Raw genomic sequence first — 22,650 nt, 5'->3', positions numbered from 1 at the left:
AAATGAAACATCTTTTGTATTATTTTCTGTCTTTAATTTTTATTTCTTCAGGTATTTGTGCACAAGAGAAAGAAAATTCAGCTCCTAAAAAAGGGCATACCAATACTAATAAATTCAAGCAGCTTTATGATGAGTTTTCTACGCCAAACGTCTACAGAGCTGCATCTGGTGCGCCAGGACATGCTTACTACCAGCAAAAGGCCGATTACAAAATGGATATTGTTTTAGATGATAAAAATGCAAAATTATCAGGTTTTGAAACCATTACTTATACTAATAATTCCCCAGATGTATTAAAATATCTTTGGGTGCAATTAGACCAGAATGTTAGGGCTAAAGATTCTAAGAGTCCCTTGATAGAAGGGAATGAGGTAGAACCGGTAATGTATCCAAGCCAATTTACAGATGATTATTTAGCGGCACCTTTTGATGGTGGTTTTAATATTGAAGCTGTTATAGATGTTGATGGAAAGCCTCTACCTCACATAATTAACCGCACCATGATGCGTATTGAACTCCCTAAACCTATGACAACAGGAGATAAGTTCTCATTTTCAGTAAAGTGGTGGTACAATATTAATGACCATGTAAAGCAAGAAGGTCGTTCAGGGTATGAATTTTTCCCTAAAGATGGGAACAGAGCCTATGTTATTGCTCAGTTTTTTCCAAGAATGGCAGTATATAGTGATGTTGAGGGATGGCAAAACTCACAATTCTGGGGGCGTGACGAGTTTGCATTAGCCTTTGGGGATTATGAAGTTAATATTACAGTTCCGGCAGATCATATTTTAGATGGTACAGGTGTGTTGACAAATAGAGAAGAAGTGTTTTCTAAAACAATGATGGAACGTTATGAGCAAGCAAAAAAATCGTATGATGAACCTGTTTTAATTGTTACCCAAGAAGAAGCTGAGGCTGCAGAAAAAGGATTTTCAACAGCAACAAAAACTTGGAAATTAAAAGCAGAGAATGTTAGAGATTTTGGTTTTGCAACCTCACGTAAATTTATTTGGGACATGATGGTGGTTAAAATAGGAGATAAGGATGTAATGGCAGTTTCAATGTACCCAAAAGAGGGTAATCCACTTTGGGAGGACTGGTCTACAAAAGCGGTGGCTAGTACTTTAAAAACGTATTCTAGAATGACGTTTGATTATCCTTACCATAAAGCAATTTCTGTTCATGCAAAGCAACAAGGTATGGAGTATCCTATGATTTGTTGGAACTATGGACGCCCTAAGGAAGATGGTACGTATAGTGATCGTGTACGCTATGGTATGATGGGAGTTATTATCCATGAGGTAGGGCATAACTTTTTTCCAATGATTGTAAATAGTGACGAGCGCCAGTGGACATGGATGGACGAAGGCTTAAACAGTTTTGTGCAGTACGTGGCTCAAGTAGATTTTGCTAAGGCTTATCCTGATGCGTTAGCTGAGGGTGATACAGAATTTCCTCATAGAAGAGGGCCTGCAAAAAAGATTGTGCCTTACATGAGTGGAAATCAAGATTACATAGCACCAATTATGACCAAAGGTATTAACACCTACCAGTTTGGGAATAATGCATATGGCAAGCCGGCTACAGCTCTAAATATTTTAAGAGAAACGGTTATGGGCAGAGATTTATTTGATTATGCATTTAAGGAATATGCTAACAGATGGATGTTTAAACACCCAACACCAGAAGATTTCTTCAGAACAATGGAAGATGCTTCAGCTTTTGATTTAGATTGGTATTGGAGAGGTTGGTTTTATACCACTGATTGGGTAGATATAGGGCTTAAGGATGTTAAAAAGTACTATGTATCCTCTGAACCTAATGCTTACATGAAGAATATAATGAAAGAAAGGGGGATTAAGAAAAAACAATTAAGACCTTTAGTATATATGGTAGAAGAGGGAAGTGAGGATTTTAAGAAATCAATGTTAGATCAGAACCCTAAAGACGTTAAAACAGTAAAAGAATATTTAATGGATAATTTCTCGGAGGAAGAGCGTCAACATATAAAAGCACCAAAGTATTTTTACAATATTACCTTTGAAAAACCAGGAGGTTTAGTAATGCCTATTATTGTGGAGTATACCTACGCTGATGGTACTAAGAAAACAGAAAAATACCCAGCACAAATATGGAGGCTTAATGATAATGAAGTAAGTAAAGCAATAGCAAGTGATAAGGAGATTGTAAACATTGCCATTGATCCTAATGAGGAAACTGCTGATGTTGATACAACAAATAATTATTGGCCTAAAAAAGAAGAGAAAGGAGAATTTGAAAACTTTAAGCAAGGTATAAAAGGGTAAACAATTTAATTATTCCTATGAAGCCGATTTTTTTAAAATCGGCTTTTTTTTATGCTCTCAAAACAACTTACTATATTTGTACTGTGATACAAACTTCAACATTTTTATTTATTAGCGGTACGGAAATCGCTTTTATCCTTTTTATAGCAATCATGGTGTTTGGTGCAGATAAGTTACCTGAAATTGCACGTGGTTTGGGTAAAGGTATGCGTACGCTAAAAGATGCCACTAACGATATAAAGCAAGAAATCACAAAAACTGCCGAAAATAATGGTATAGATACCAGTGTAACCAAAGATGTGAAGCAAGAAATAGATAAGGTAAAAGAAGATTTGGAGGACTTCACAGGATCAGTAAAACGAAAATTTTAATTAAGTTATACTCTTTTACTCTTAATCTGTAACTTTGGTTTTTTTACGTTGCTTAAATAGCCAAGTCATCATATTTTTGTCGCTATATGACATAATCCAAGAAAAGTGCCCCACTTCTGGATATTGTGTGTAACCGGGTGTAGCACCAGCTTCTGTTAGGGCATTTAGCATGTTTACTGATAAAATGGGGTTTACTATACTATCTATTGCTCCATGAAATATCCAAATTGGTATATGCGCAAAGTCTTTAGCTTTAGAAATATCGCCTCCTCCGCAAACAGGCACGGCTGCAGCAAATAAGTCTGGATACCTTGAAATGGCATCATAGGTTCCAAAACCGCCCATTGAAAGTCCTGTAATATATATTCTATTAGGGTCTACGGGAGATTTTTTTATCACTTCATTTATAAGTTCCCTAAGAAGCTGCATTGGTTTAGTAGGTTGAGCTTGAAGTTCCATATTTCTATTATAATTTCCCCATACACTATTATCAGGACACTGCGGCGCAATTAATATACATGGGTTTTGAGACATATTTTCGCTTGTTGCAAAATTTCTAACACCCCATTTTAACTGGGCTTCATTATTACTACCTCGCTCACCCATTCCGTGTAAAAAAATTACTAACGGATATTTTTTAGTGTTATCAGCATAATCACAAACTAACTGTCTGTATTTTAAGGTATCTCCTTGGGTGTCCACATATTCTTCATAACTGAAAAGTGATGAAGTAGATTGAGAATTTACTACGCTAAAACTAGAAATAATTAAAACTGCGCTTAATAGCTTAAAATTTAATAAAGTCATATCTTTTTGTGTTTAAGAATCCTTTTTTCTACTTATGGTTAACCCATCTCTAATAGGTAAAACCACCGTTTCTACCCTTTTATCTTCTTTTAAAAGTTTGTTATATGCAATTAGTGCTGGAGTAGAAGTGTCTTCTTTTTTAAATAAAGTATTTAAAACCTTACCACTCCAAAGTACATTATCAGATAAAATAATACCTCCAGAACTCAATTTATCTATCACAATGTTGAAATAATTGGAATAGTTTTCTTTATCTGCGTCAATAAATACCAAATCAAAAGTTACATCTAAACTGGGAATAATATCCAAAGCATTTCCTAAATGTTGATGAATACGGGAACCGTATTCAGACAAATCAAAGTACTTCCTCTGGAAATCTACTAACTCCTCATTTATGTCAATAGTATGTAATATGCCATCAGGTTGCATACCTTCTGCTAAGCATAAGGCTGAATAGCCAGTATATGTTCCAATTTCTAAAATATTTTTTGGATGTACCAGTTTAGATATCATACTTAAAACCCTTCCTTGGTATGGACCACTTAACATGCGTGGCTGTAAAATTTTCTGGTAAGTTTCTCTTGTAAGTTGTTGTAGTAATTCAGGCTCATTTTCAGAGTGTGCCACAACATAATCATCTAAATCTTCAGGAATAAAATGCATAAGTTACCTGTTTGAGTTCTAAAAATAGAAAACAAATTTAGGGTAATCACTAAAAAGTACGATTATTATTCTTCTGCTTTTGGAGCAGCATTATCACTAGTAGGGTTTCCAGTTTCAGTCCCTTCAGCTTTTCCTCCCATTATAAAGAGTATGGCTCCTACAACGACTAATGCTATTTTTATTATCCAAGCTGTAGTATCTCCCCAGCTGTATATCCACATTAATATGGTTGGTACTCTATCTATGAAATTCAAAACAATTGCGAAGAGTCCAAAAAAGACCATGTAAGAACCTATTTTTCTCATAATTTTAGTTTGTTGATTGTTTAAATATATGAAAGAAAAGTAAACTAAATAGCATTTTTTAGGATAGAATTCTATCAACCAATTCTTTTTTGCCATTTTCATCATCACCATATAACCATTGTAAAACGTTATCTTCCCAAATAGCATTATATTCGGTTTCTGTAATGATATCTCGTTCAATAGCTAAGTCTAGAAGTTTGCCAGGATAGGAAGATTGCGGTTCACTTTCCATTTCTCCCAGAGGATATGGATCGTCTAGCCCCATAATAACTTGCTTAGAACCGTGATTTCTTATCAACAAATCTAATCCTCCTGTATCATGTACTAACGTATCAAAGAAAATATTTTTGTGGCCAACTGCTTTTCTGGGGTGGTGCTTGCCTTCAAACAAATCAGGTCTACCATCAAACCCCTGAATGCGCCTCCCTAAATTAATTTGTGCCAATTGTCCGCCATGTGCGAAGCATGTACGCATGTTGGGGAACTTTTCTTGATAACCATTTAATGTTAAAAAATGATAAGCATCTGCACATTGGGCCAACATCCAAATTAGGTGAAACCTCCATGCAGTATTTTCAAGGTTTATAAATTTTTCCCCATCATACGGATGGATTTCAACAGCTAAATTATATTTATTAGCTAACTCAAAAAGAGGTTCGTTTTCCTCATCAAAAATACAACGCCACGTACCAATAGTGTCCATGTAATGCGTTGGTAAACATAATAAGCGCATCCCTAAAGTTTCCACACAACGTTCTATTTCCCAACCGGCACTTCTTATAAAACCGGGGTGTACCACAAAGCCACAAGTGAATTTATCTGGGTGTTCATGCTGAATTCTAGCATTAAAATCATTTTGAAAGCGTAATGCTTTTTTCATTTCTTCTACACGCAAGCCGTTACCATAAAGTTGGGATAAATTCAACACCACCGCATGGTCTAACTTATTGCGTTCCATCCATTCTAACTTTTCATTTAAAAAAAAGCTAGAATCAGTAACGGGACGTTTCCACCCTTTTTGCAACATGAATTTACGGTCTTTATCAACCCAAAAAATGCCTTTTTCCCTCATAAATTCTGGGATTTCCTCAGGATAAGGTAACAGGTGGGAGTGACCGTTTATTCTTAGTTTACGTTTATTCATTATAGGGTATTCTTAGTGAAGACAGGAATGGTAATTAATTTTATAGTTTAACCTTTTTAGGGGGTTGCATTACTGTACCGCAATTTGGGCAACTACGTTTCTTTTTATCTCCGTAATATGCATCGAAAATCTTAGGCATATCGGTTTCAATGTTGTCTAAAGTAAAGTCTTCTTCGTATAGTTTTGTTGCACAGTTTTCACAAAACCACAGCAGTGCATCTTTTGTGCCTTCAGGGCGCTTATATTCAATAACCAATCCTACAGTGTTTGCACCTCGTTGTGGCGAGTGTGGTACTTTTGGCGGTAATAAATAAATATCGCCCTCTTTTATATGTACATCTTTAGGCACACCATTGTCAATTATTTTTAGAACAATATCGCCCTCTATTTGGTAGAAAAACTCTGGTGTTTCATTATAATGATAATCCTTTCTGCTGTTAGGACCGCCAACCACCATAACAATAAAATCGCTATCCTTCCAAACCACTTTGTTACCTACTGGAGGTTTTAAAAGGTGTCGGTTTTCCTCAATCCAGGCTTTAAAATTTATGGGAGATGTTACATTGCTCATAGTAAGCCCCTCTTATTCTCCCAAAGGGAGAAATCCAAACGGGTATTTGAATTTTAGTTACAATTGATTTTCTAAATTAAAGATAATACATATTAGGTAATTTTTCATTTCCTTTAAAAGGGATAAGAAGTCCCTACAAAGATTTGGTCCGACCACCATCAACAGGTAGATTAATACCATTAATATATCCTGCCACTTCACTGGCTAAAAAGGTAATAGCGTTTGCAGTTTCTTCTGCTTGTGCAAACCGTTTTGCTGGTGTGTAGTTTTTCATTATCTCTGTCATTTCTTCTACAGAGGTATCTTCTAACTTAGCTTTTATTTTAATAATTTCAGCCAAACGTTCGGTGTCTGTAAATCCTGGGAGCACATTATTTACTGTGATACCAAATTCAGCAACTTCCATGCTTAAGGTCTTACTCCAATTACCAACAGCACCTCGAATTGTGTTACTCACACCAAGTCTTGGAATAGGTTCTTTTACAGATGTTGAAATTACATTAACTATCCTGCCAAAACCCTCTGCTTTCATAAAAGGTAGTGTGGATTGTGCTAATAAATGATTGCATTTTAAATGCATGGTAAATGCATTTTCAAAAGCCTCTAAACTAGCATTTACAATTTCGCCACTGGCAGGTCCACCTGTATTGTTGATTAAGATATGGAAACCATGTTGTTTCTCAATAAACTTAATTACTTGCTCTTGTAAATCCCTTGGATTCAAGAAATCTGCCACTATGTAACTGTGGTTTCTATGTTGCGGCAGTGCTGCTAAAACCTCCTTTAGTTTTTCTCTGTTTCTTGCCACCAGTGTTACATTAACACCTTCTTGGGCAAGAGCAATAGCAGTGGCTTTTCCTATGCCTTGTGTGCTACCGCATACCAAGGCATTTTTGTTATTTAGTTTTAAATCCATTAATACGTCCCTCTTAATCTCCTTTTTGGGGAGAAACTCTCAACAGGGTTTTGGAGTTGGTTGATATGTTTAATTAATTTTTTGTTTTAAATTCCTTCCTTGGGTTCTGTGCTCAACCCAGCAATTTTGTCATCCTCTAAAATAGTGGCAGTTTCTAATTTTACTTTTTCTAAAATAACTTTGATGTTATCTGTTGATGAAATCACACCATCAGAAAGCATATTTAAAATGGCTTTATCTTGAGCTCTTCCTCGAAGCATAGCTTCGCGGTAACCTATGTTTTCATTGAAGGTAACCAAACTATATTTTGATGCATAGTCATTTGGGAATTCTTTTTCCAGAGCCATCTCAATTTTTCGCTTTTCTTTGAATATAGATTTGGCCACATGATCTTTCATTTCATGGAAATTATCAATAGCCAAATCGGCAATGGCATCAGTATCTTTTTTTCGGGTTTTTTCATATTCAGAAAATACAGTTTCCCAATTGCCCTCATATTTATCTAAAATAGCATCAAATTCTACAACATCTTCAAAAGAGGCATTCATACCTTGACCATAAAAAGGGACAATAGCATGTGCCGCATCTCCCATTAAAAGTGTATTGCCTTTGTAATGCCAGGGGGAACACTTTATAGTACCTAAAGGCGCCGTGGGGTTTGCAAAGAAATCATCTAATAAATTTGGCATTATTGCCAATGCATCTGGAAATTCGTTCTGAAAGAATTCTAGAACGATGTCTTTATTAGTAAGGTTGTTAAAATTGTATTTGCCTTCGTTGTAACTTAAGAAGAGTGTTACGGTAAAACTACCATCTAAGTTAGGTAAGGCAATTAACATAAAGCTTTTGCGGGGCCATATATGCAATGCGTTTTTATGAATTCTGTAAACGCCGTTGTCTTTGGGCAATATAGAGAGTTCTTTATAACCATGGGTTAAATAGTCTTGAGAAAAACTAAACAAGAATTTTTTACCTAAATAATAGCTTTTTCGCATAATGGAGCCTGCACCGTCTGTAGAAATAATAACATCGGCGTCTTCCACAAATTCATCTTTTGTTAGGTAGTCTTTAAAAAGTGCGGTAGTCTTTTCAAAATCTACAGATTTACATTTCTTGTTGAAATATATGTTAACGTTTTCGTGTTTTTCTGCCTCATCTAGAAGTAAAGTGTTTAAATCTCCACGAGAAATAGAGTTGATATGTTCATGTGTTCTGCCACTGTAGTTGGATAAAAACGTATTGCCATGGGTATCATGTATCATACGTCCATGCATAGGGATGCACAGGGCTTTTACCTTATCTTCAATTCCAACCAAAGCTATGCCTTTACGACCTCGATTGGAAAAAGCTAGGTTTATAGAGCGACCAGCACTAATGTCAGTTTTTCGTAAATCGGGGCGTTTTTCATACACCGAAACATTGTAGCCTCTTTGGGCAAGCCTAAGTGCTAAAAGCGAGCCACAAAGACCTGCGCCAATGATGAGTATGTTTTGTTGTTTCTCTTCCATTCACTAAAATTGATTACAATGTAAATAAGCCTTATCAGATTCTTCATTTAAATATAGAGTAATTGAATATTCTTTTTCCCAGACTTCATAGTTTTCTAGATTTTTAATAAACCAATTAGGCTTATTATTTGAATAGAAAACAACTTTTTTCTTTTGACGTTTCATTTTAAAATGGTCAATAAAATAATAAGTTAAGAACTCTTTGGTTGCATTCATTTCGCAATAAAACTCAAATTCATAAGACCAATGAGCAGATTTCCAAAATCTGGATTGAATTACTTCTATTCCTTTTGGACTGTCCTCCCCAAATACTTTTTTCCATGATTTGGGGTCATTATCATAAGTGCCAGAATTACAGCAAATTGTCAGTAGAAAAACTAATATTAATATGAATGCTTTTTTAATCATTTAAAATAGCTTTCAATTTTTCAACCATCCTGTAAACATCTTCAAACGAATTATAAAGAGGTACAGGTGCACAACGAATTACATCTGGTTCTCGCCAATCACTAACAACGCCGGCTTCGGTTAATTTATGGTGCAAAGATTTATTTGCATTTTTAACTTGTATAGAAAGTTGACATCCACGTTCCTCTGGTTGGCTAGGTGTTATAATCCTAATAAAATCCTCTCCTAAATTTTTAAGTAGAAACTCAAAATACCCTGTGAGTTTTTTAGATTTTTCTGTTAGAGCTTCCATACCAACTTTGGTAAAAACATCTAAAGACGATTTTATAGCTGCCATAGATAAAATAGGTGGATTACTTAACTGCCAACCTTCGGCTCCAGGCAATTGATCGAATTCCCCTCGCATATTAAAACGTGTTTCTTTGTTGTGACTCCACCAGCCTGCAAATCGGTTAAGGTCTTTTCTATGGGCATGTTTTTCATGTACAAAACACCCTGCTAAGCTACCTGGACCAGAATTTAAATATTTGTAGGTACACCATGCTGCAAAATCGGCACCAGAATCATGTATATTAAGTGCAACATTACCTGCGCCATGGGCACAATCAAAACCAACAATACAACCATGGTTATGGCCAAGTGCTGTAATACGTTTTAAATCAAAAAATTGTCCGGTGTAATAATTTACCCCTCCAATCATAATCAAGGCAATCTCTGTCCCTTGTTCTTCTAAAATATTTTCTAAATCCTCATAATTTAGTAGCTCTTCTCCTTTTCGGGGCTTCCAAAGTACTAATCCATCTTTATGATCAAATCCATGATGCCGTAATTGTGATTCTACAGCATATTTATCAGAAGGGAATGCATCACTTTCAATCAATATTTTATATCGGGATGTAGTGGGTTGGTAGAACGAAGCCATCATAAAATGAAGATTTGCCGTAAGGGTATTCATTACAATAACTTCAATGGGTTTTGCTCCTACCATCTCTGCCATTTGTTCTGTTAGGAATTCATGGTATTTTAACCATGGGTTTTTGGCTTCAAAATGGCCTTCTACACCCAAACTAGCCCAATCGTCAAGTTCTTGATTTACATAAGATTTGGTTTGTTTGGGCTGCAAACCAAGAGAGTTCCCTGTCATGTAAATCAAATCATTTCCATTTTTGTCTTTTGGAATGTGAAACAGATTTCGATAAGGTCTTAAAGTGTCATTTTGGTCTTGTTTTAGAGCATAATCAAGACCTAATTTGTAATCAGACAATAGATTTTTGTTTTCGGTTTCTAACAAAAATAAGCAATAAAAGCTTAGAAGTAAAGAACAACAGTGGAGGTTAAAATGAGCTGGTTTTTGTATCTTTAGTAAAAACTAAAATATGGGTAAGATAAAAGAATACACAAATGGAGAAACCACAGTAGTTTGGGAAGCTGAAAAATGTATCCATTCTGCGATCTGCGCTAAGGGTTTGCCAAAGGTGTTCCGGCCAAGGTTAAGACCTTGGGTTAAAATGGATGAGGCAGAAACAGAGGCTATTATCGATCAAGTAAAACAATGCCCATCAGGTGCATTACGTTTTTATATGAATGATGAAAAGGATAAAACCTCTGAAACTATGAAGACTAAAATAGAAGTGCTAGAAAATGGACCGTTATTGGTGTATGGCACTCTGAAGGTAGTGGCTAAAGATGGTTCTTCTGAAACAAAAAATAAAACTACAGCATTTTGTAGGTGTGGAAAGTCTGATAACAAACCTTATTGTGATGGGGCACATGTACAAGCAGCATTTAAAGGTTAGTTAAAAATTACCAAAAAGGATAAAGCGCTTTGATAATTAATTATCGAAGCGCTTTAAATATATATAGACGCGTATGCGGAAAAAACTTTATACTATATTTACGATATAGGTCGTAGCTTAGATGTTTAACTTACAGAAATGAAATCAATTAATTCTTTTTTTAAAACCAATAAATCTACTTGGAATAACAAAGTCAAAGTTCATGCCAAAAGTGATATGTATGACATGGCAGGATTTAAAAAAGGAAAATCATCTTTAATGTCCTATGAGTTAGAAGCTTTAGGCGATGTTTCTGGGAAATCTTTGCTGCATTTGCAATGTCATTTTGGACAAGATACGTTGAGTTGGAGTAGGTTAGGTGCTAAGTGTATTGGCGTAGACTTGAGCGATGAAGGGATAAAACTAGCACAACAATTGAATGATGAGTTACAGTTAGATGCTAAATTTGTATGCTGTAATGTTTTAGATACCTCCAAATATGTAAAAGCTGAATTTGATATTGTTTTTACCAGTTATGGTGTGATTGGTTGGTTACCAGATTTAAAACCATGGGGGCGGATGATTGCAGAACGTTTAAAACAAGGAGGAACGTTTTTCATAGCAGAATTTCATCCTATGGTTTGGATGTTTGATTATTTGGGAGATACACCCATCATGAAATATGGTTATATGCAAGATGAGGTTATTTATGAGGAATATGAGGGGACTTATGCCGATGAAAACTCAAAAATGATTAGTAAAGAATACTGTTGGAATCATGGCTTAGGCGAAGTGGTTTCAGCGTTAACCGAAGCAGGTTTGCATATAGAATATTTGAAGGAGTACAATGAAAGTCCATACAATGTGTTGCCTAATTTGGCAAAGACAGATTCTGGGATGTATGTTACCCAGGATAAATTATACCCTCTGATATTTTGTTTGAAGGCGAGGAAGATTTAAGGATGTTACTAACTTTTTGATACTAGTTACTACCATAAAAAAAAGCTACCAAAAAGGCAGCTTTTCTATAGGATAAGCAATACGTTTTTATTTTATAAGTCCCGAGCAACTTATACTCGTTTCTAAGGTACTTGATGGATCGTTTGCTTTGGTATAAACCACAATGTGTTTCCCTAAAATATCTTTTGCATCGTTACCACAACCTATGCACCAATCTTCTGTAATTCTAGAAATAGTACCGTTACCACTATCATCAGCTATAAGATTGCCAATAAATTTGGAGTTATCATCGCTCTGGTTCACTTTGTCTTGAATGTATAATGCGTGTTCTCCAGGAACAAGTCCACTAACAATAGCAGTTAAGGTTACATTATTTTGTTCTGCCTTAAGCATTACTTTGCCAGTTACATTAACATTATACTCGGGGTTAAGCACTACTTTAAACTTTTTAGGTAGAGTAACTTCTGTTTCCACAATAGGTGCTACTACACTCTCTTTTTCATTGTTCTTTTTACATGATGTAAAAAGTAACAATGGGATTATTAGTAGGATGCTGTGGTTTTTTATAAATGTCAATTTTTTTAGCTTTTGCGTAAGTATGTAGATACTTCAAGGGCAACATCTTCCCATGTTTTACTAACACCATCAAGACCTTTGTGTAACTCATAACATATCTTATTTAAGGATGCTAAGGCCTCTAATGCATCCCAATCGGCCAAGTTTATAGTGCCAGTCATGGTAACACGTCTTTGGTCAGTAACAGTTACCTGTAGTGGTAGATCTTTAGTAACCCCATTCATGGTTAAAGCTGCACTATAATCTGTACCATTGTGTTTTATGGTGCCTTTTAAAAGCTCTGTATCTAACATTTTTCCAAAGAAAAACATTTTTATTTTCGCATCTCTACCTTCATCTTTAGTAAATAAACTGCTTACAGGGATTGAGAACTCAAGGTTATTAAGCGCTTCCTCTACAGATGCCCCTTCTTTGTTTTCAAAATTTACCGTCTTAAATTCGCCACCAACACCTTTTTTTTCAGTGGTTTTATAAGCGGTCCATTTTACAGATGTAGCTTCAGACTTTACAACAAACTTTTCAGTGGTAACATCACTGGTTGTATCTGTTTTTACTTCTTTTTTTTCGTTTTTACATGCGGTTAGGGTCAATGCTAAAACAAAAAAAACAATACTTAATTTTTTCATTTTTCATATGATTTTTAGTTATCTCGAAAGTTAAGTTATAAATCCATGAATTGCAACATTAATGATATGACTTATGTCATATTTTTTCACTTTTCAATCTTCTAATTTTGGTATATAATTATCAGGTATGTCAACATCATTAGTAAATAAGTATAACATAGCAGGTCCCCGTTATACAAGTTACCCCACTGTACCTTATTGGGATAGTGCAACATTTTCTGTTGAAGAATGGAAAACCTCCTTGAGGTATTCGTTAAAGGAAAGTAATACCAAAGAGGGTATAAGTATATACATTCACTTGCCGTTTTGCGAGAGTTTGTGCACGTTTTGTGGCTGTAACAAGCGTATTACAAAACAACATGCAGTAGAATTGCCCTATATAAACGCCGTATTAAAGGAATGGCGTTTATATTTGGAGTTATTTAATGAAACACCTCTTATAAGGGAATTACATCTTGGAGGAGGTACACCAACTTTTTTTAGTCCCGAACATTTAACATATTTAATTTCTGAAATTTTAAAGACTTCGCAATTAGCACCAGATTATGCGTTTAGTTTTGAAGGGCATCCTAACAATACAACCAGAGCACATTTACAGGCTTTATATGATGTAGGTTTTAGGCGTGTAAGCTTTGGCGTTCAAGACTACAATGAAACAGTACAAAAGGCTATTCATCGTATCCAGCCATTTGAACATGTAAAAAAAGCCACTGATATGGCTAGGGAGGTGGGTTATACATCAGTAGGGCATGATATTATTTTTGGACTTCCCTTCCAAACACTAGAGCATATTAAGGATACCATTTTAAAAACAAAACTGTTGCTTCCAGATCGTTTGGCATTTTATAGTTATGCACATGTGCCTTGGATAAAAGGTAACGGACAGCGAGGATTTCAAGATAGCGATTTACCTAGTGCAAGTCTTAAGAGAGCACAGTATGAAATAGGTAAACAGCTATTGGCAGAAGTAGGTTATGAAGAAATTGGGATGGACCATTTTGCCCTTAAAACAGATGCTTTGTACCAATCTATGGAACATGGAACATTACACAGGAATTTTATGGGCTATACCGCTTCTAAAACACAAGCCATGATTGGGTTAGGAGTATCCTCCATCAGTGATGCTTGGTATGGTTTTGCGCAAAATGTAAAAGATATTAAATCCTATTACGAGATATTAAAAACCAATACATTACCAGTGTTTAGGGGACATATACTAAATATTGAAGATTTAATTATAAGACAGCATATATTAAACTTAATGTGTCGCTTTAAAACGTCTTGGAGCAATACTAACCTTTATTTTGAGGAAATACCAGATGTTTTAATTCAGTTAAAAGAAATGGAAACTGACGGATTGGTACGTATTTATGCTGATGGTATTGAAGTCACAGAAAAAGGAAAACCTTTTGTACGTAATGTGTGTATGGCTTTTGATGTGTTGTTAAAACGAAAACAGCCAGAAACACAGTTGTTCTCAATGACGGTTTAACGAAACCTACCAAATTTACCGTTATTCTTTACTAGCACTAATTATTAAAAAACAACAAGATGAAAAAAATTATTGTACCCATAGATTTTTCAAATCACTCAGAATATGCACTTAAAACTGCAGCTAAATTAGCTAAAGTGTATAACGCAGAAGTACTAGCACTACACATGTTAGAGATGTCTGATATTATGCTTTCGTCTTCTGATGGTTTGCAACATGAAAAAACAGCATTTTTTTTAAAACTAGCTGAAAAGAAGTTTAAAGCATTTTTAAAAAAGGATTTTTTGCAAGATATAAAGGTAACCCCCTTGGTAAAACACTTTAAAATATTTAGCGAAGTAAATGATGTAGCTATAAAAACCGATGCGGATTTAATTGTAATGGGGTCCCATGGCACATCTGGACTTAAGGAATATTTTGTTGGCTCTAACACAGAGCGCGTGGTACGCCATGCGGAAATTCCTGTGCTGGTAGTAAAAAAGGAATTGCCAAATATTCATTTTGATGTGGTAGCTTTTGCTTGCGATTTTTCTGAAGAATGTATTTCGTCTTACCTTAAAGCAAAACAGTTATTTGAAAAAATTGGTGCTAAAGTGTATTTAGTGCATGTTAACTTGCCAAACGATCGTTTTAAAAGTACATTGGAAATTGAGCGTAACGTTGTAAACTTCTTTACCAAAGCAGATAGAAACTTAGATAAGATGGAAGATGTGTGCTATGTAGCAGATTATACGGTTGAAGATGGTCTGCTAAATTGTGCCAATAAAATTGGGGCAGATATTATTGCTATCCCTACCCACGGCAGAAAAGGCTTAGCACATTTCTTTGAGGGTAGTATTGGAGAAGATGTTGCCAACCATGCGACATTACCAGTTATGACGTTTAAGATTTAAATGGTTATATTTTGGGTGTTACACAGCCCTTCTAGACCCTTAAGGCTAGTGGTAGGGCTATTTTACTAATAGTTTTGGTTGCATATGAGCGGAACCAAAAGCTTACTTTGTCAGCAACGATTTTATATTTTCTTTTTTTTCGGATGCTTTCTGTTTGAAAATAAAGAAACAATCTCAATTGAATTTTTATTAATTCTGTAATAGAGATTATTGTGTTTTTCAACTACAGCTTTTCGGATATTCTTTTTCCCGATAGATGTGGGGAATATTTCAGGTGCTTTAGAAATCAGTTCGATTGTGTGATCTAGTTTAAGGGAAAATGTTCTTAATTCTCTTTCAGTCCAATTATTTTCTAGGTATTCTAAAGTTTCTTTAAGTTCGGATATTGCGTGGTCAGTCCAAAGTATTTTATAGCCACTTTTCATAAATCCCTTTCACATTTGAGTGAGAAGTCAAATTTCCTCTATCAGCATCTATAATTCCTTTTTCGATAGACTTTTTTTCCCTTGCTGAAATTTCATTCCACCAATCGTTTTTTTCCTTTTCTCTTAATTTCATTAGTTTGTCAATCAGAGACTTGTCATTTAAAGTTGATAACCATTGAATTAATTCAATTTTTTTATTTTCTAAGCTTAAATCCATAATACCAAAGTTACAAATTTAATCTTATGATTTTTCTTTTGAACGTAATTTTTATATGATGTACAACTTAGCTGATATAAACTATTTTAATGGCTCATATCCAAAGATAAACGGAGCTATTATTTTTTTCTGATAAAATCAAGTAAAGTTATAAAATGAAAGCAATCCCAATCCCTTAATTAGTCGGACCTTCAGGAATAGCCAATACATTAAATAAATTAGCTTTAGTTTTTAAGAAATCATTCTCAATTTCTATGGCTTTTAACTTTGCATCAATAAGTTTAGATTCTCGGGAATTTACTAAGAACAATGAGCTTTCCCCTAAGAAAAACTTACGTTCTTCTGCAGAGAGCATGGTGGCATAGTCGTCTACAATAACTTCGGTAAAATCACTTTGGGTAACGTAAGAGTCTAGTTCTTGGTTAATGGCATCAATCTTATTTCTTAAGCTTACCCTAGTATCTTGAACTTCAAACCTGGTATCTTGTAACTTTAATTTTGCCAACCTTAAATCACCACGTTCCTTTCTTAAAAATAGTGGGAAGTTAATATTTACCCCACTTTTATAGGCTGAGGTACTGAAAGATCTGGCAACTTCTGGGGTTTCAGATAAAAAATTATACTGTAAATCTATTTGGGGTAATAGATTGTTCGCCTTTAAACGCTTTTCAATATTTAAACTCCTAATCTTATAATCCAGGGATTGTAGCTTTGGATGGCTTTCAATATCAAAACTTTCAATATCGAGACCAGAGGTATTTAAAGTTTCATCTACCGATAAAAACGTATCAACATCGGGTATAACATTATCTTCTAGCTCAACGGGGGTATTGTTATTCAGCCATATAAAATTAGAAAGCTCTAAAGATGCTTTTATAAATTTAATCCTAGATTTTTCTAAGTTTAATTTTCTATTGTTAAGTGCAATTCTTGCCTCTAAAGTATCAATAGCTGGCATATCTCCAACTTCATGACTCTTTTTTATGCCATTGAAGCGTATTTCAGCATTCTCTAAAAAATCCTCATATACACGTTTTTCATTATATCTACGTAGCCAATTAAAATAGGTTACAGTGGCTTCGTATATAATGTTGTTAACAAGTAACTGCCTATCGGCCTGTGCTTGTTTTATATACAAACGCGATTGCCTTAACATGGCCATACGCTTGTTGGTAAGTAAGCCACGTGCTACTGGTATAGAAACCCCTGCACTGTATAAGCCATCCAACGGAACATCAGCTTCTCGGTTAAGGAAATCCCCTGTGTTTTCTTCAAAGTTACCCTTAAACTCAATACCAAACCAGGTTGGAATTTTAAAAGTGGCGTTTAGTTTATCAAAATACTCAGTGTTTTTAAATTTCTTTCTATCGTAATCCACTTCTAACTTAGGATCGAATGCACCTCGAGCCTTCATCAATTTGGCTTCACTCTCGTTAATAACCAAATTGGCTTGCTTTACAATAGGATGGAATGATTTAACGTACCCTAAATATTCTGCTAAGGAAATTACCGAAGTAGAATCTTGAGCAGAGGTTAAACCACTAAAGAGGATTAATATGCTTATTAGGGCTATTCTCATTTTTTGTCTTTTTTTGAGGCTGTTTTGTTACCCTCTGGTTGATAATAGTTAGGAGGGAAACTGTTAATTTGTCGCCATAACTCAAACCAAATAGGGACATCTTCTAATAAAGCTATGGTTTGCGCACCAGAACCTACACGAATTGCTTTGGGCCACTCGTGGTCTGACTCATCTGGAGCTAATAAAATTCTATATTTACCATTATCGCTAATAAAATTTTCGATAGCCACAACTTTAGCGCCATAAGTACCATAAGATACGTTGGGCCATCCGCTAAATACTATGGCGGGCCAACCATCAAACTGTACGCGTACATGTTCGCCAATGTGTATTAGTGGTAAATCAATAGGGCGAACAAACGTTTCAACTGCTAAATCGTATTGCAATGGCATAATGCCTACTAATTCTTCCCCTTCTTTAAATGTAACACCTACACCACCTCTTAATGCTTTATTGATGATGCCGTTTACAGGCGCAGTTACATATAGCAAACTATTTCTACGCTCGTAATTAGTTTTTGCATTTTCTAGTTTGGTAACCTGTGCTTTGGTATCAAACTGACTGGATTGTGCCGTAAACATATCACTCTGCGCCTTAGATATTTTATCTGCAAACGAGGCTTTAGTTCTAGAAAGTTCTAATTCGGCATTGATCACTTCGTTTTGGCTTGCCAAATACTTGTTTTGCTGTGATATAAATTTTGCTTGGGTTTCCTGTAGTTTTAAACGCTTTTCTTCAACATCTTTTACAGCTTTTAAACCTTCTTGTTGTAACGTAAAAATACGATTGTATTGGGTTTCGGCAATCTTTAAATTGGTTTTTGCTGCTTCTAAATCAATACTGTCGCTTTTTACCTTTAGTTGCGATTGTAACAGTTTATTTCTGGTTTGTTCCAGCTTTAAAGAACGCTCGTTTTGCAAGGCAGAAATTTGTCTATTTAAAGCTTCCACTTTTCCGCCATAAGCATTAACTGAAGATGATTTTGCTACAATTTGGTCGTTGGTACGTTCCACCAATCGGTCATCAAAATACTCACTTTTAATTTCAGAAATTCTTAAAATAGTATCTCCCGCTTTTACAGTGTCGCCCTCCTGTACATACCAATCTTCTATACGTCCAGGTATTTGGGATTGAATGGTTTGTGGACGTTGATTTGGTTTTAAGGTAGTAACCAAACCTTTTCCAGAAATATTCTGTGTCCAAGGTAAAAATAGTACTATTAGGATAATAATGGCAGCAGTTAATAAAAACCTGTTAAAGTATTTGTAATACTTTTTATTCAACACGTTTTTTCCTGATTTAAAGACACCTAAATCAATTGTTTTATTTAACTGGTTATGTGTGATATTTAGCATAACTTATATTTTAATTTTTAATTCTTCCCTGTTCTAAAGTAATTATCTCGCTACATTTGTTTAACCATGCATCGCTACTACTTACAACTACAAGTGCCCATGGCCTATCTTTATGTGTTAAATAGTCTATAATAGCATCGGTTTCTTTCTTGTTAAAACGATCTAAGGCATCTTCTAGGATAAGTACTTTAGGTTGTTTTAAGATAGCTCTGGCAAGTACAATCTTCTTAGATAAGGTGTACGACATTTGTTTTCCGTCAGGGTAAAGTATGGTATTCAAACCATTTTGTTGGTCTTTTATAAAACTTTTTAAACCTGCATTTTCTAGGACTTCCATGATTTGTTCATCGGTAATATCAGGGTTTCCAAAGGTTAAATTGTCTTTAATGGTGCCTTCAAATGGGGTTTCGTCTGATAATGATAAACCTAATTGCGATCTGTAAAAATTTAGGTGTAAACTATTAATGGACATATCGTTTACGTAAACATGACCAGAGGTAGCCTGAATAACTCCTGCAACAAGCCTTAGTAAAGTAGATTTTCCTGAACCACTTTCTCCACGTACCAGAATACGGCTCTTAGGATTTATGGTTAAAGAAATATTCCTGAGGATGTGCTTGTCCCTATTATCAACCTCATAGGCTACTTGGTCTAGCTCAATTCGTATGCCTTTACTAAATTTTGGTTGCTCCCCTGTTTGGCTTTCTAAACCTTTGTCTACAATTTGCCCTAGTTTTTCCAGTGATGTTAACGTGTCGTAAAAGGACTCTAAACCAAGGATCAATTTTTCCACAGAGGCTATAACCAATAGGATAATGATTTCGGCTGCAACAAACTGACCTATGTTCATTTCTTGATTTAAAACAAGAGCACCGCCTATCAATAATAAACTTGCAGTTACTATCACTTTAAAGCTTATCATTTGGATAAATTGAAGCATTAATACTTTAAAGTGGTTTTCTCTAGCATTAAGATAACCGCTTACAAGGTTGTCGTTTTTTTGTAACCCCAGACTCGTGCTGCCCGATAATTTAAAGCTGATTACGGATCTGGCTATTTCCTGAATCCAATGTGCAACCATATACTTTTTCTTGGATTCAACGAGACTGGTTTCTAAACCTTTAATTGCTGTGAATTTAAACACCACAAAAATGAGCGCTAAAAGCAGCAAGCCAAATATGATAAAGAATGGATGATAAAATGATAGCAATATTAATGCAAATACAATTTGAAGTACCGCAGTTGGAACATCTATTAAAATTTTAGATAAGCTTTTTTGTATGGTTAACGTATCAAAAAAACGGTTTGCTAGCTCTGGCGGATAGTAATTTCGTAGCTCAGACATTTTTATCTTAGGGAAGCGATACGTTAACTCAAACGACGAACGCATGAAAATACGTTGTTGAATGGTTTCTATAATTCTTAGTTGCATTAATTGTAATAGGCCTGCAAATGCCACACCTAGGGTAACTAAAACTACAAGTACCACCCAAGAGGTAGAGACTTGTGCACCTTGAATTAGGTTAATTATAGCCTGTATTCCTAACGGTAACGATAAAGCTACCACACCCGAAAATATAGCATAGTAAAATACTTGCAGTATATCCCTTTTTTCTAGTTGAAGCAACCCGATTAAACGTTGCCAAGGGGTCATTTTTGGTTGTTCCATAATTAAGATTGTAAGGTGTTTAACACTAGGTTTTTGTAAAATTGGGTAGGGGTTACATCTGCATCACAATCTGTAATGGAGGTAAAATGACTTTTTAAAAAGTGTTGGTGTAAGCTCCCATCTATAATCGTACTTGCCAGGCTGGATGGATATTTGTAATTAGATTTTAACGCAATTATCATATCTCGTAACCGATGAACGATGCGTTTATAAATAACGAAGTAACCCTCTTTGTTTTCTTGGTCTACCTCTTTGGTTAAAAATGATTTTGAATTTTCGTTTACCATAATACGATTTAAAATTACCTCATTTATATGAGAAAAATTGGAATCTTCTTTGGTGGTTCTAGATACGACCTCCACCGCCTTTTGTAATTTGTCTAATGGATTTAAATTATGGGTTTCTACAACTAGCTGGTACTCTATCCATGCCCAATACCATGACGATAAGTACAGTAGTAGTTTATGTTTACTTTCAAAATAGCGATATATAGAACTCTCGTTAGAGCCTATTAAAGTGCCAAGTTTTTTAAAGGTAAAACTATCAAAACCAATGTCGTCTATTAAAATAATGCTGTGCTCTACAATGCGTTTACCTAAAGCTGATGATTCAGGATCTTTTACATATATTTTTTCTGGAACAGCAATCTTTAAGTTTGAAAGTAATGAGTCCATAATTAATAATTTTAAGCGCAAATATAATAGCAATACTATTAATTATGTTAATTTAACTATTAGTTTTGTTAATGTTACCCATAAGGAATTCTTATATAAAAAAGAATTACCATTTAAATACAAGGGTTTTTATGTAAAAGTCTATTTGGAAAAAGGGTACAGATATAGCAGATAACCCTAAAACGCTATAGTGTGAGAATCCTAAATTAATTTAATGGCAATCTATACCATTGCTAACCAGTTCATAAACTGGAGCAGGAGAGAGGTAAGGAATGCCTAGACCTAAACCGCGTAAAATGAAAAGTGTACCAATAATTATAACAAAAACAGGAATGACCTTTTGTATGCGCTGTCTTGTTTTGCCTTTTAGAAAGTGACTAAAATAAATGGCACTGGTCATTAATGGTATGGTGCCCAAGCCAAATACCATCATGTAAAAAGTACCATTGGCAACACTACCATTGGCTATAGTGGCAAAAACCGCCATATATACCAGACCGCAAGGTAAAAAGCCATTTAAAAACCCTATGGTTAAAAATGTATCCATGGTTTTCTTTTTGAGGGCCTTACCTAGAGCCGATTTTACTTTTGTAATCACTTTATAAATTGGTTTAGAAACGTTGTAAGTATTAAATGTTTTTTGAGGCATTACAATCACTACAATCATTAAAACTCCAATGGCAATGGATAATTGCTGCTGAAAACCAAAAATAGACAAACTCTTACCTACAATGCCAAATACTAACCCAATAAAGCTATAGGCTAAAAGTCTGCCTATATGATAAGCTGTTATTTGTGAAATTTTTTTAACCTTATTGGAACGATCTACAGGTAACATAAAAGCCACAGGCCCACACATGCCAACGCAGTGAAAACTTCCTAAAACCCCCAATATAAATGCAGACCAAAACATACTAATACACAATAGGTTCCTTAAATAGGTATGACTTACCTTTGTAGTTCCAATCTATTTTAATGTTCCAGCGGCCATCTACCAAACGTTCGTCAGGTATGAGCAAATAAGAATTAGACAATGAAATAGCAGTTTCAAAGTCCAGTTGTTTGTTAGATGGCCTATATAGGAACAATTTTCCGGTAATCTCTTTATAATTAATATCTTCAGGGAAACTAATTTTTAACCCATCAGCTGTTTTGGTATAACTTATATTGGTTTTAAGCGTTTTAGAATTTTTAAGCTTATCAATATCGTTTTGGTATTTAAGCTCTTCACTGTAATAATCCTCGCTTACCAAATCATGGTCGTATTTATCATTTATGTTCATGCTAACGATAAAGTACATGATAAAGGCAATAAAGCCTATAAATGCTAGTACAATTCCTGTTCCCCAATTTAGTTTCATAATCTTATGTTTTTACAGCTTTTCCCTGTTGGTTCTGGCTTTATTTATG

25 protein-coding genes are annotated in these 22,650 nt (G+C 34.9%); 6 read left to right on the top strand and 19 right to left on the bottom strand.

Features of this window, described 5'->3' with window-relative positions:
* Positions 1-2 precede the first annotated feature (2 nt).
* Both JS605_RS00840 and JS605_RS17470 read left to right on the top strand, forming a co-directional pair.
* The gene (locus tag JS605_RS00840; RefSeq protein WP_203255811.1) at positions 3-2,306 is read left to right on the top strand and encodes a M1 family metallopeptidase; all 2,304 of its coding nucleotides are present in this window, start codon (positions 3-5) and stop codon (positions 2,304-2,306) included.
* An 83-nt stretch (positions 2,307-2,389) separates the two neighbouring features.
* Positions 2,390-2,677, top strand: a complete 288-nt coding sequence (locus JS605_RS17470; protein WP_317194096.1) for a Sec-independent protein translocase subunit TatA/TatB — start codon at positions 2,390-2,392, stop codon at positions 2,675-2,677.
* A gap of 21 nt (positions 2,678-2,698) precedes the next feature.
* On the opposite strand, the gene JS605_RS00830 is transcribed toward JS605_RS17470, so the two are convergent.
* The 9 genes from JS605_RS00830 to kynU form a co-directional block, all read right to left on the bottom strand.
* The gene (locus JS605_RS00830) at positions 2,699-3,484 is read right to left on the bottom strand and encodes a carboxylesterase family protein (RefSeq protein WP_203255809.1); all 786 of its coding nucleotides are present in this window, start codon (positions 3,482-3,484) and stop codon (positions 2,699-2,701) included.
* A gap of 12 nt (positions 3,485-3,496) precedes the next feature.
* On the bottom strand, positions 3,497-4,147 hold the full coding sequence (locus JS605_RS00825; protein WP_203255808.1) for an O-methyltransferase: 651 nt from the start codon (positions 4,145-4,147) through the stop codon (positions 3,497-3,499).
* A 65-nt stretch (positions 4,148-4,212) separates the two neighbouring features.
* Complete coding sequence (locus JS605_RS00820) at positions 4,213-4,401, bottom strand: hypothetical protein (protein WP_239000222.1); 189 nt, start codon at positions 4,399-4,401, stop codon at positions 4,213-4,215.
* Between the two features lie 109 nt (positions 4,402-4,510).
* Positions 4,511-5,596 carry an amidohydrolase family protein gene (locus JS605_RS00815; RefSeq protein WP_203255806.1) on the bottom strand — a complete coding sequence of 362 codons (1,086 nt, stop codon included), beginning with the start codon at positions 5,594-5,596 and terminating at the stop codon, positions 4,511-4,513.
* Between the two features lie 40 nt (positions 5,597-5,636).
* Entirely contained in the window at positions 5,637-6,167 is a 531-nt protein-coding gene (locus JS605_RS00810; protein ID WP_203255805.1) for a 3-hydroxyanthranilate 3,4-dioxygenase, read from the bottom strand.
* A 133-nt stretch (positions 6,168-6,300) separates the two neighbouring features.
* The gene (locus JS605_RS00805; RefSeq protein ID WP_203255804.1) at positions 6,301-7,083 is read right to left on the bottom strand and encodes an SDR family oxidoreductase; all 783 of its coding nucleotides are present in this window, start codon (positions 7,081-7,083) and stop codon (positions 6,301-6,303) included.
* Positions 7,084-7,169: 86 nt separating this feature from the next.
* Complete coding sequence (locus tag JS605_RS00800) at positions 7,170-8,591, bottom strand: FAD-dependent oxidoreductase (protein ID WP_203255803.1); 1,422 nt, start codon at positions 8,589-8,591, stop codon at positions 7,170-7,172.
* A 3-nt stretch (positions 8,592-8,594) separates the two neighbouring features.
* Positions 8,595-8,999, bottom strand: a complete 405-nt coding sequence (locus tag JS605_RS00795; protein WP_203255802.1) for a hypothetical protein — start codon at positions 8,997-8,999, stop codon at positions 8,595-8,597.
* On the bottom strand, positions 8,992-10,263 hold the full coding sequence (gene kynU / locus JS605_RS00790) for a kynureninase (protein ID WP_203255801.1): 1,272 nt from the start codon (positions 10,261-10,263) through the stop codon (positions 8,992-8,994). The genes JS605_RS00795 and kynU overlap by 8 nt, the downstream gene beginning before the upstream one ends.
* Positions 10,264-10,375: 112 nt before the next feature.
* Here kynU and JS605_RS00785 point away from each other — a divergent pair, with 112 nt between their 5' ends.
* Positions 10,376-10,795: a (4Fe-4S)-binding protein gene (locus JS605_RS00785; protein WP_203255800.1), complete on the top strand. Its 420-nt coding sequence runs from the start codon at positions 10,376-10,378 to the stop codon at positions 10,793-10,795.
* Positions 10,796-10,933: 138 nt separating this feature from the next.
* Positions 10,934-11,734, top strand: coding sequence for a class I SAM-dependent methyltransferase (locus JS605_RS00780; protein ID WP_203255799.1), 801 nt, complete (start codon positions 10,934-10,936; stop codon positions 11,732-11,734).
* Positions 11,735-11,821: 87 nt separating this feature from the next.
* On the opposite strand, the gene JS605_RS00775 is transcribed toward JS605_RS00780, so the two are convergent.
* Both JS605_RS00775 and JS605_RS00770 read right to left on the bottom strand, forming a co-directional pair.
* Entirely contained in the window at positions 11,822-12,310 is a 489-nt protein-coding gene (locus tag JS605_RS00775) for a superoxide dismutase family protein (RefSeq protein ID WP_203255798.1), read from the bottom strand.
* Positions 12,311-12,315: 5 nt separating this feature from the next.
* A complete protein-coding gene (locus JS605_RS00770) occupies positions 12,316-12,936 on the bottom strand; it encodes a YceI family protein (RefSeq protein WP_203255797.1) in 621 nt (206 codons plus the stop codon).
* Positions 12,937-13,063: 127 nt separating this feature from the next.
* Here JS605_RS00770 and hemN point away from each other — a divergent pair, with 127 nt between their 5' ends.
* Both hemN and JS605_RS00760 read left to right on the top strand, forming a co-directional pair.
* Positions 13,064-14,428: an oxygen-independent coproporphyrinogen III oxidase gene (gene hemN, locus JS605_RS00765; protein WP_203255796.1), complete on the top strand. Its 1,365-nt coding sequence runs from the start codon at positions 13,064-13,066 to the stop codon at positions 14,426-14,428.
* 59 nt (positions 14,429-14,487) lie between these two features.
* Positions 14,488-15,321 (top strand): universal stress protein, encoded by an 834-nt coding sequence (locus tag JS605_RS00760; protein ID WP_203255795.1) that lies wholly within the window; start codon positions 14,488-14,490, stop codon positions 15,319-15,321.
* Between the two features lie 122 nt (positions 15,322-15,443).
* Here the strand turns inward: JS605_RS00760 and JS605_RS00755 are convergent, their stop codons facing one another.
* From JS605_RS00755 to JS605_RS00720, 8 genes are all read right to left on the bottom strand, one after another.
* Entirely contained in the window at positions 15,444-15,746 is a 303-nt protein-coding gene (locus JS605_RS00755) for a type II toxin-antitoxin system RelE/ParE family toxin (RefSeq protein ID WP_203255794.1), read from the bottom strand.
* Positions 15,730-15,963, bottom strand: coding sequence for a hypothetical protein (locus JS605_RS00750; protein WP_203255793.1), 234 nt, complete (start codon positions 15,961-15,963; stop codon positions 15,730-15,732). Before JS605_RS00750 ends, JS605_RS00755 begins: the two co-directional genes overlap by 17 nt.
* A 175-nt stretch (positions 15,964-16,138) precedes the next feature.
* The gene (locus tag JS605_RS00745; RefSeq protein WP_203255792.1) at positions 16,139-17,542 is read right to left on the bottom strand and encodes a TolC family protein; all 1,404 of its coding nucleotides are present in this window, start codon (positions 17,540-17,542) and stop codon (positions 16,139-16,141) included.
* Positions 17,539-18,897 (bottom strand): HlyD family secretion protein, encoded by a 1,359-nt coding sequence (locus JS605_RS00740; protein ID WP_203255791.1) that lies wholly within the window; start codon positions 18,895-18,897, stop codon positions 17,539-17,541. The genes JS605_RS00745 and JS605_RS00740 overlap by 4 nt, the downstream gene beginning before the upstream one ends.
* 10 nt (positions 18,898-18,907) lie before the next feature.
* On the bottom strand, positions 18,908-20,566 hold the full coding sequence (locus JS605_RS00735) for a peptidase domain-containing ABC transporter (protein ID WP_203255790.1): 1,659 nt from the start codon (positions 20,564-20,566) through the stop codon (positions 18,908-18,910).
* 2 nt (positions 20,567-20,568) lie between these two features.
* Positions 20,569-21,240 carry a TetR/AcrR family transcriptional regulator gene (locus tag JS605_RS00730; RefSeq protein ID WP_203255789.1) on the bottom strand — a complete coding sequence of 224 codons (672 nt, stop codon included), beginning with the start codon at positions 21,238-21,240 and terminating at the stop codon, positions 20,569-20,571.
* A 211-nt stretch (positions 21,241-21,451) separates the two neighbouring features.
* Positions 21,452-22,153 (bottom strand): sulfite exporter TauE/SafE family protein, encoded by a 702-nt coding sequence (locus JS605_RS00725; protein WP_203255788.1) that lies wholly within the window; start codon positions 22,151-22,153, stop codon positions 21,452-21,454.
* Position 22,154: 1 nt separating this feature from the next.
* A complete protein-coding gene (locus JS605_RS00720; RefSeq protein ID WP_203255787.1) occupies positions 22,155-22,601 on the bottom strand; it encodes a FixH family protein in 447 nt (148 codons plus the stop codon).
* Positions 22,602-22,650: the final 49 nt, after the last annotated feature.

Source organism: Hyunsoonleella ulvae (assembly GCF_016827605.1).
Taxonomy (GTDB): Bacteria; Bacteroidota; Bacteroidia; order Flavobacteriales; family Flavobacteriaceae; genus Jejuia; species Jejuia ulvae.
The sequence above is the reverse complement of the archived record's forward strand: the minus strand, read 5'-3'. Positions and strand labels throughout refer to the sequence as shown.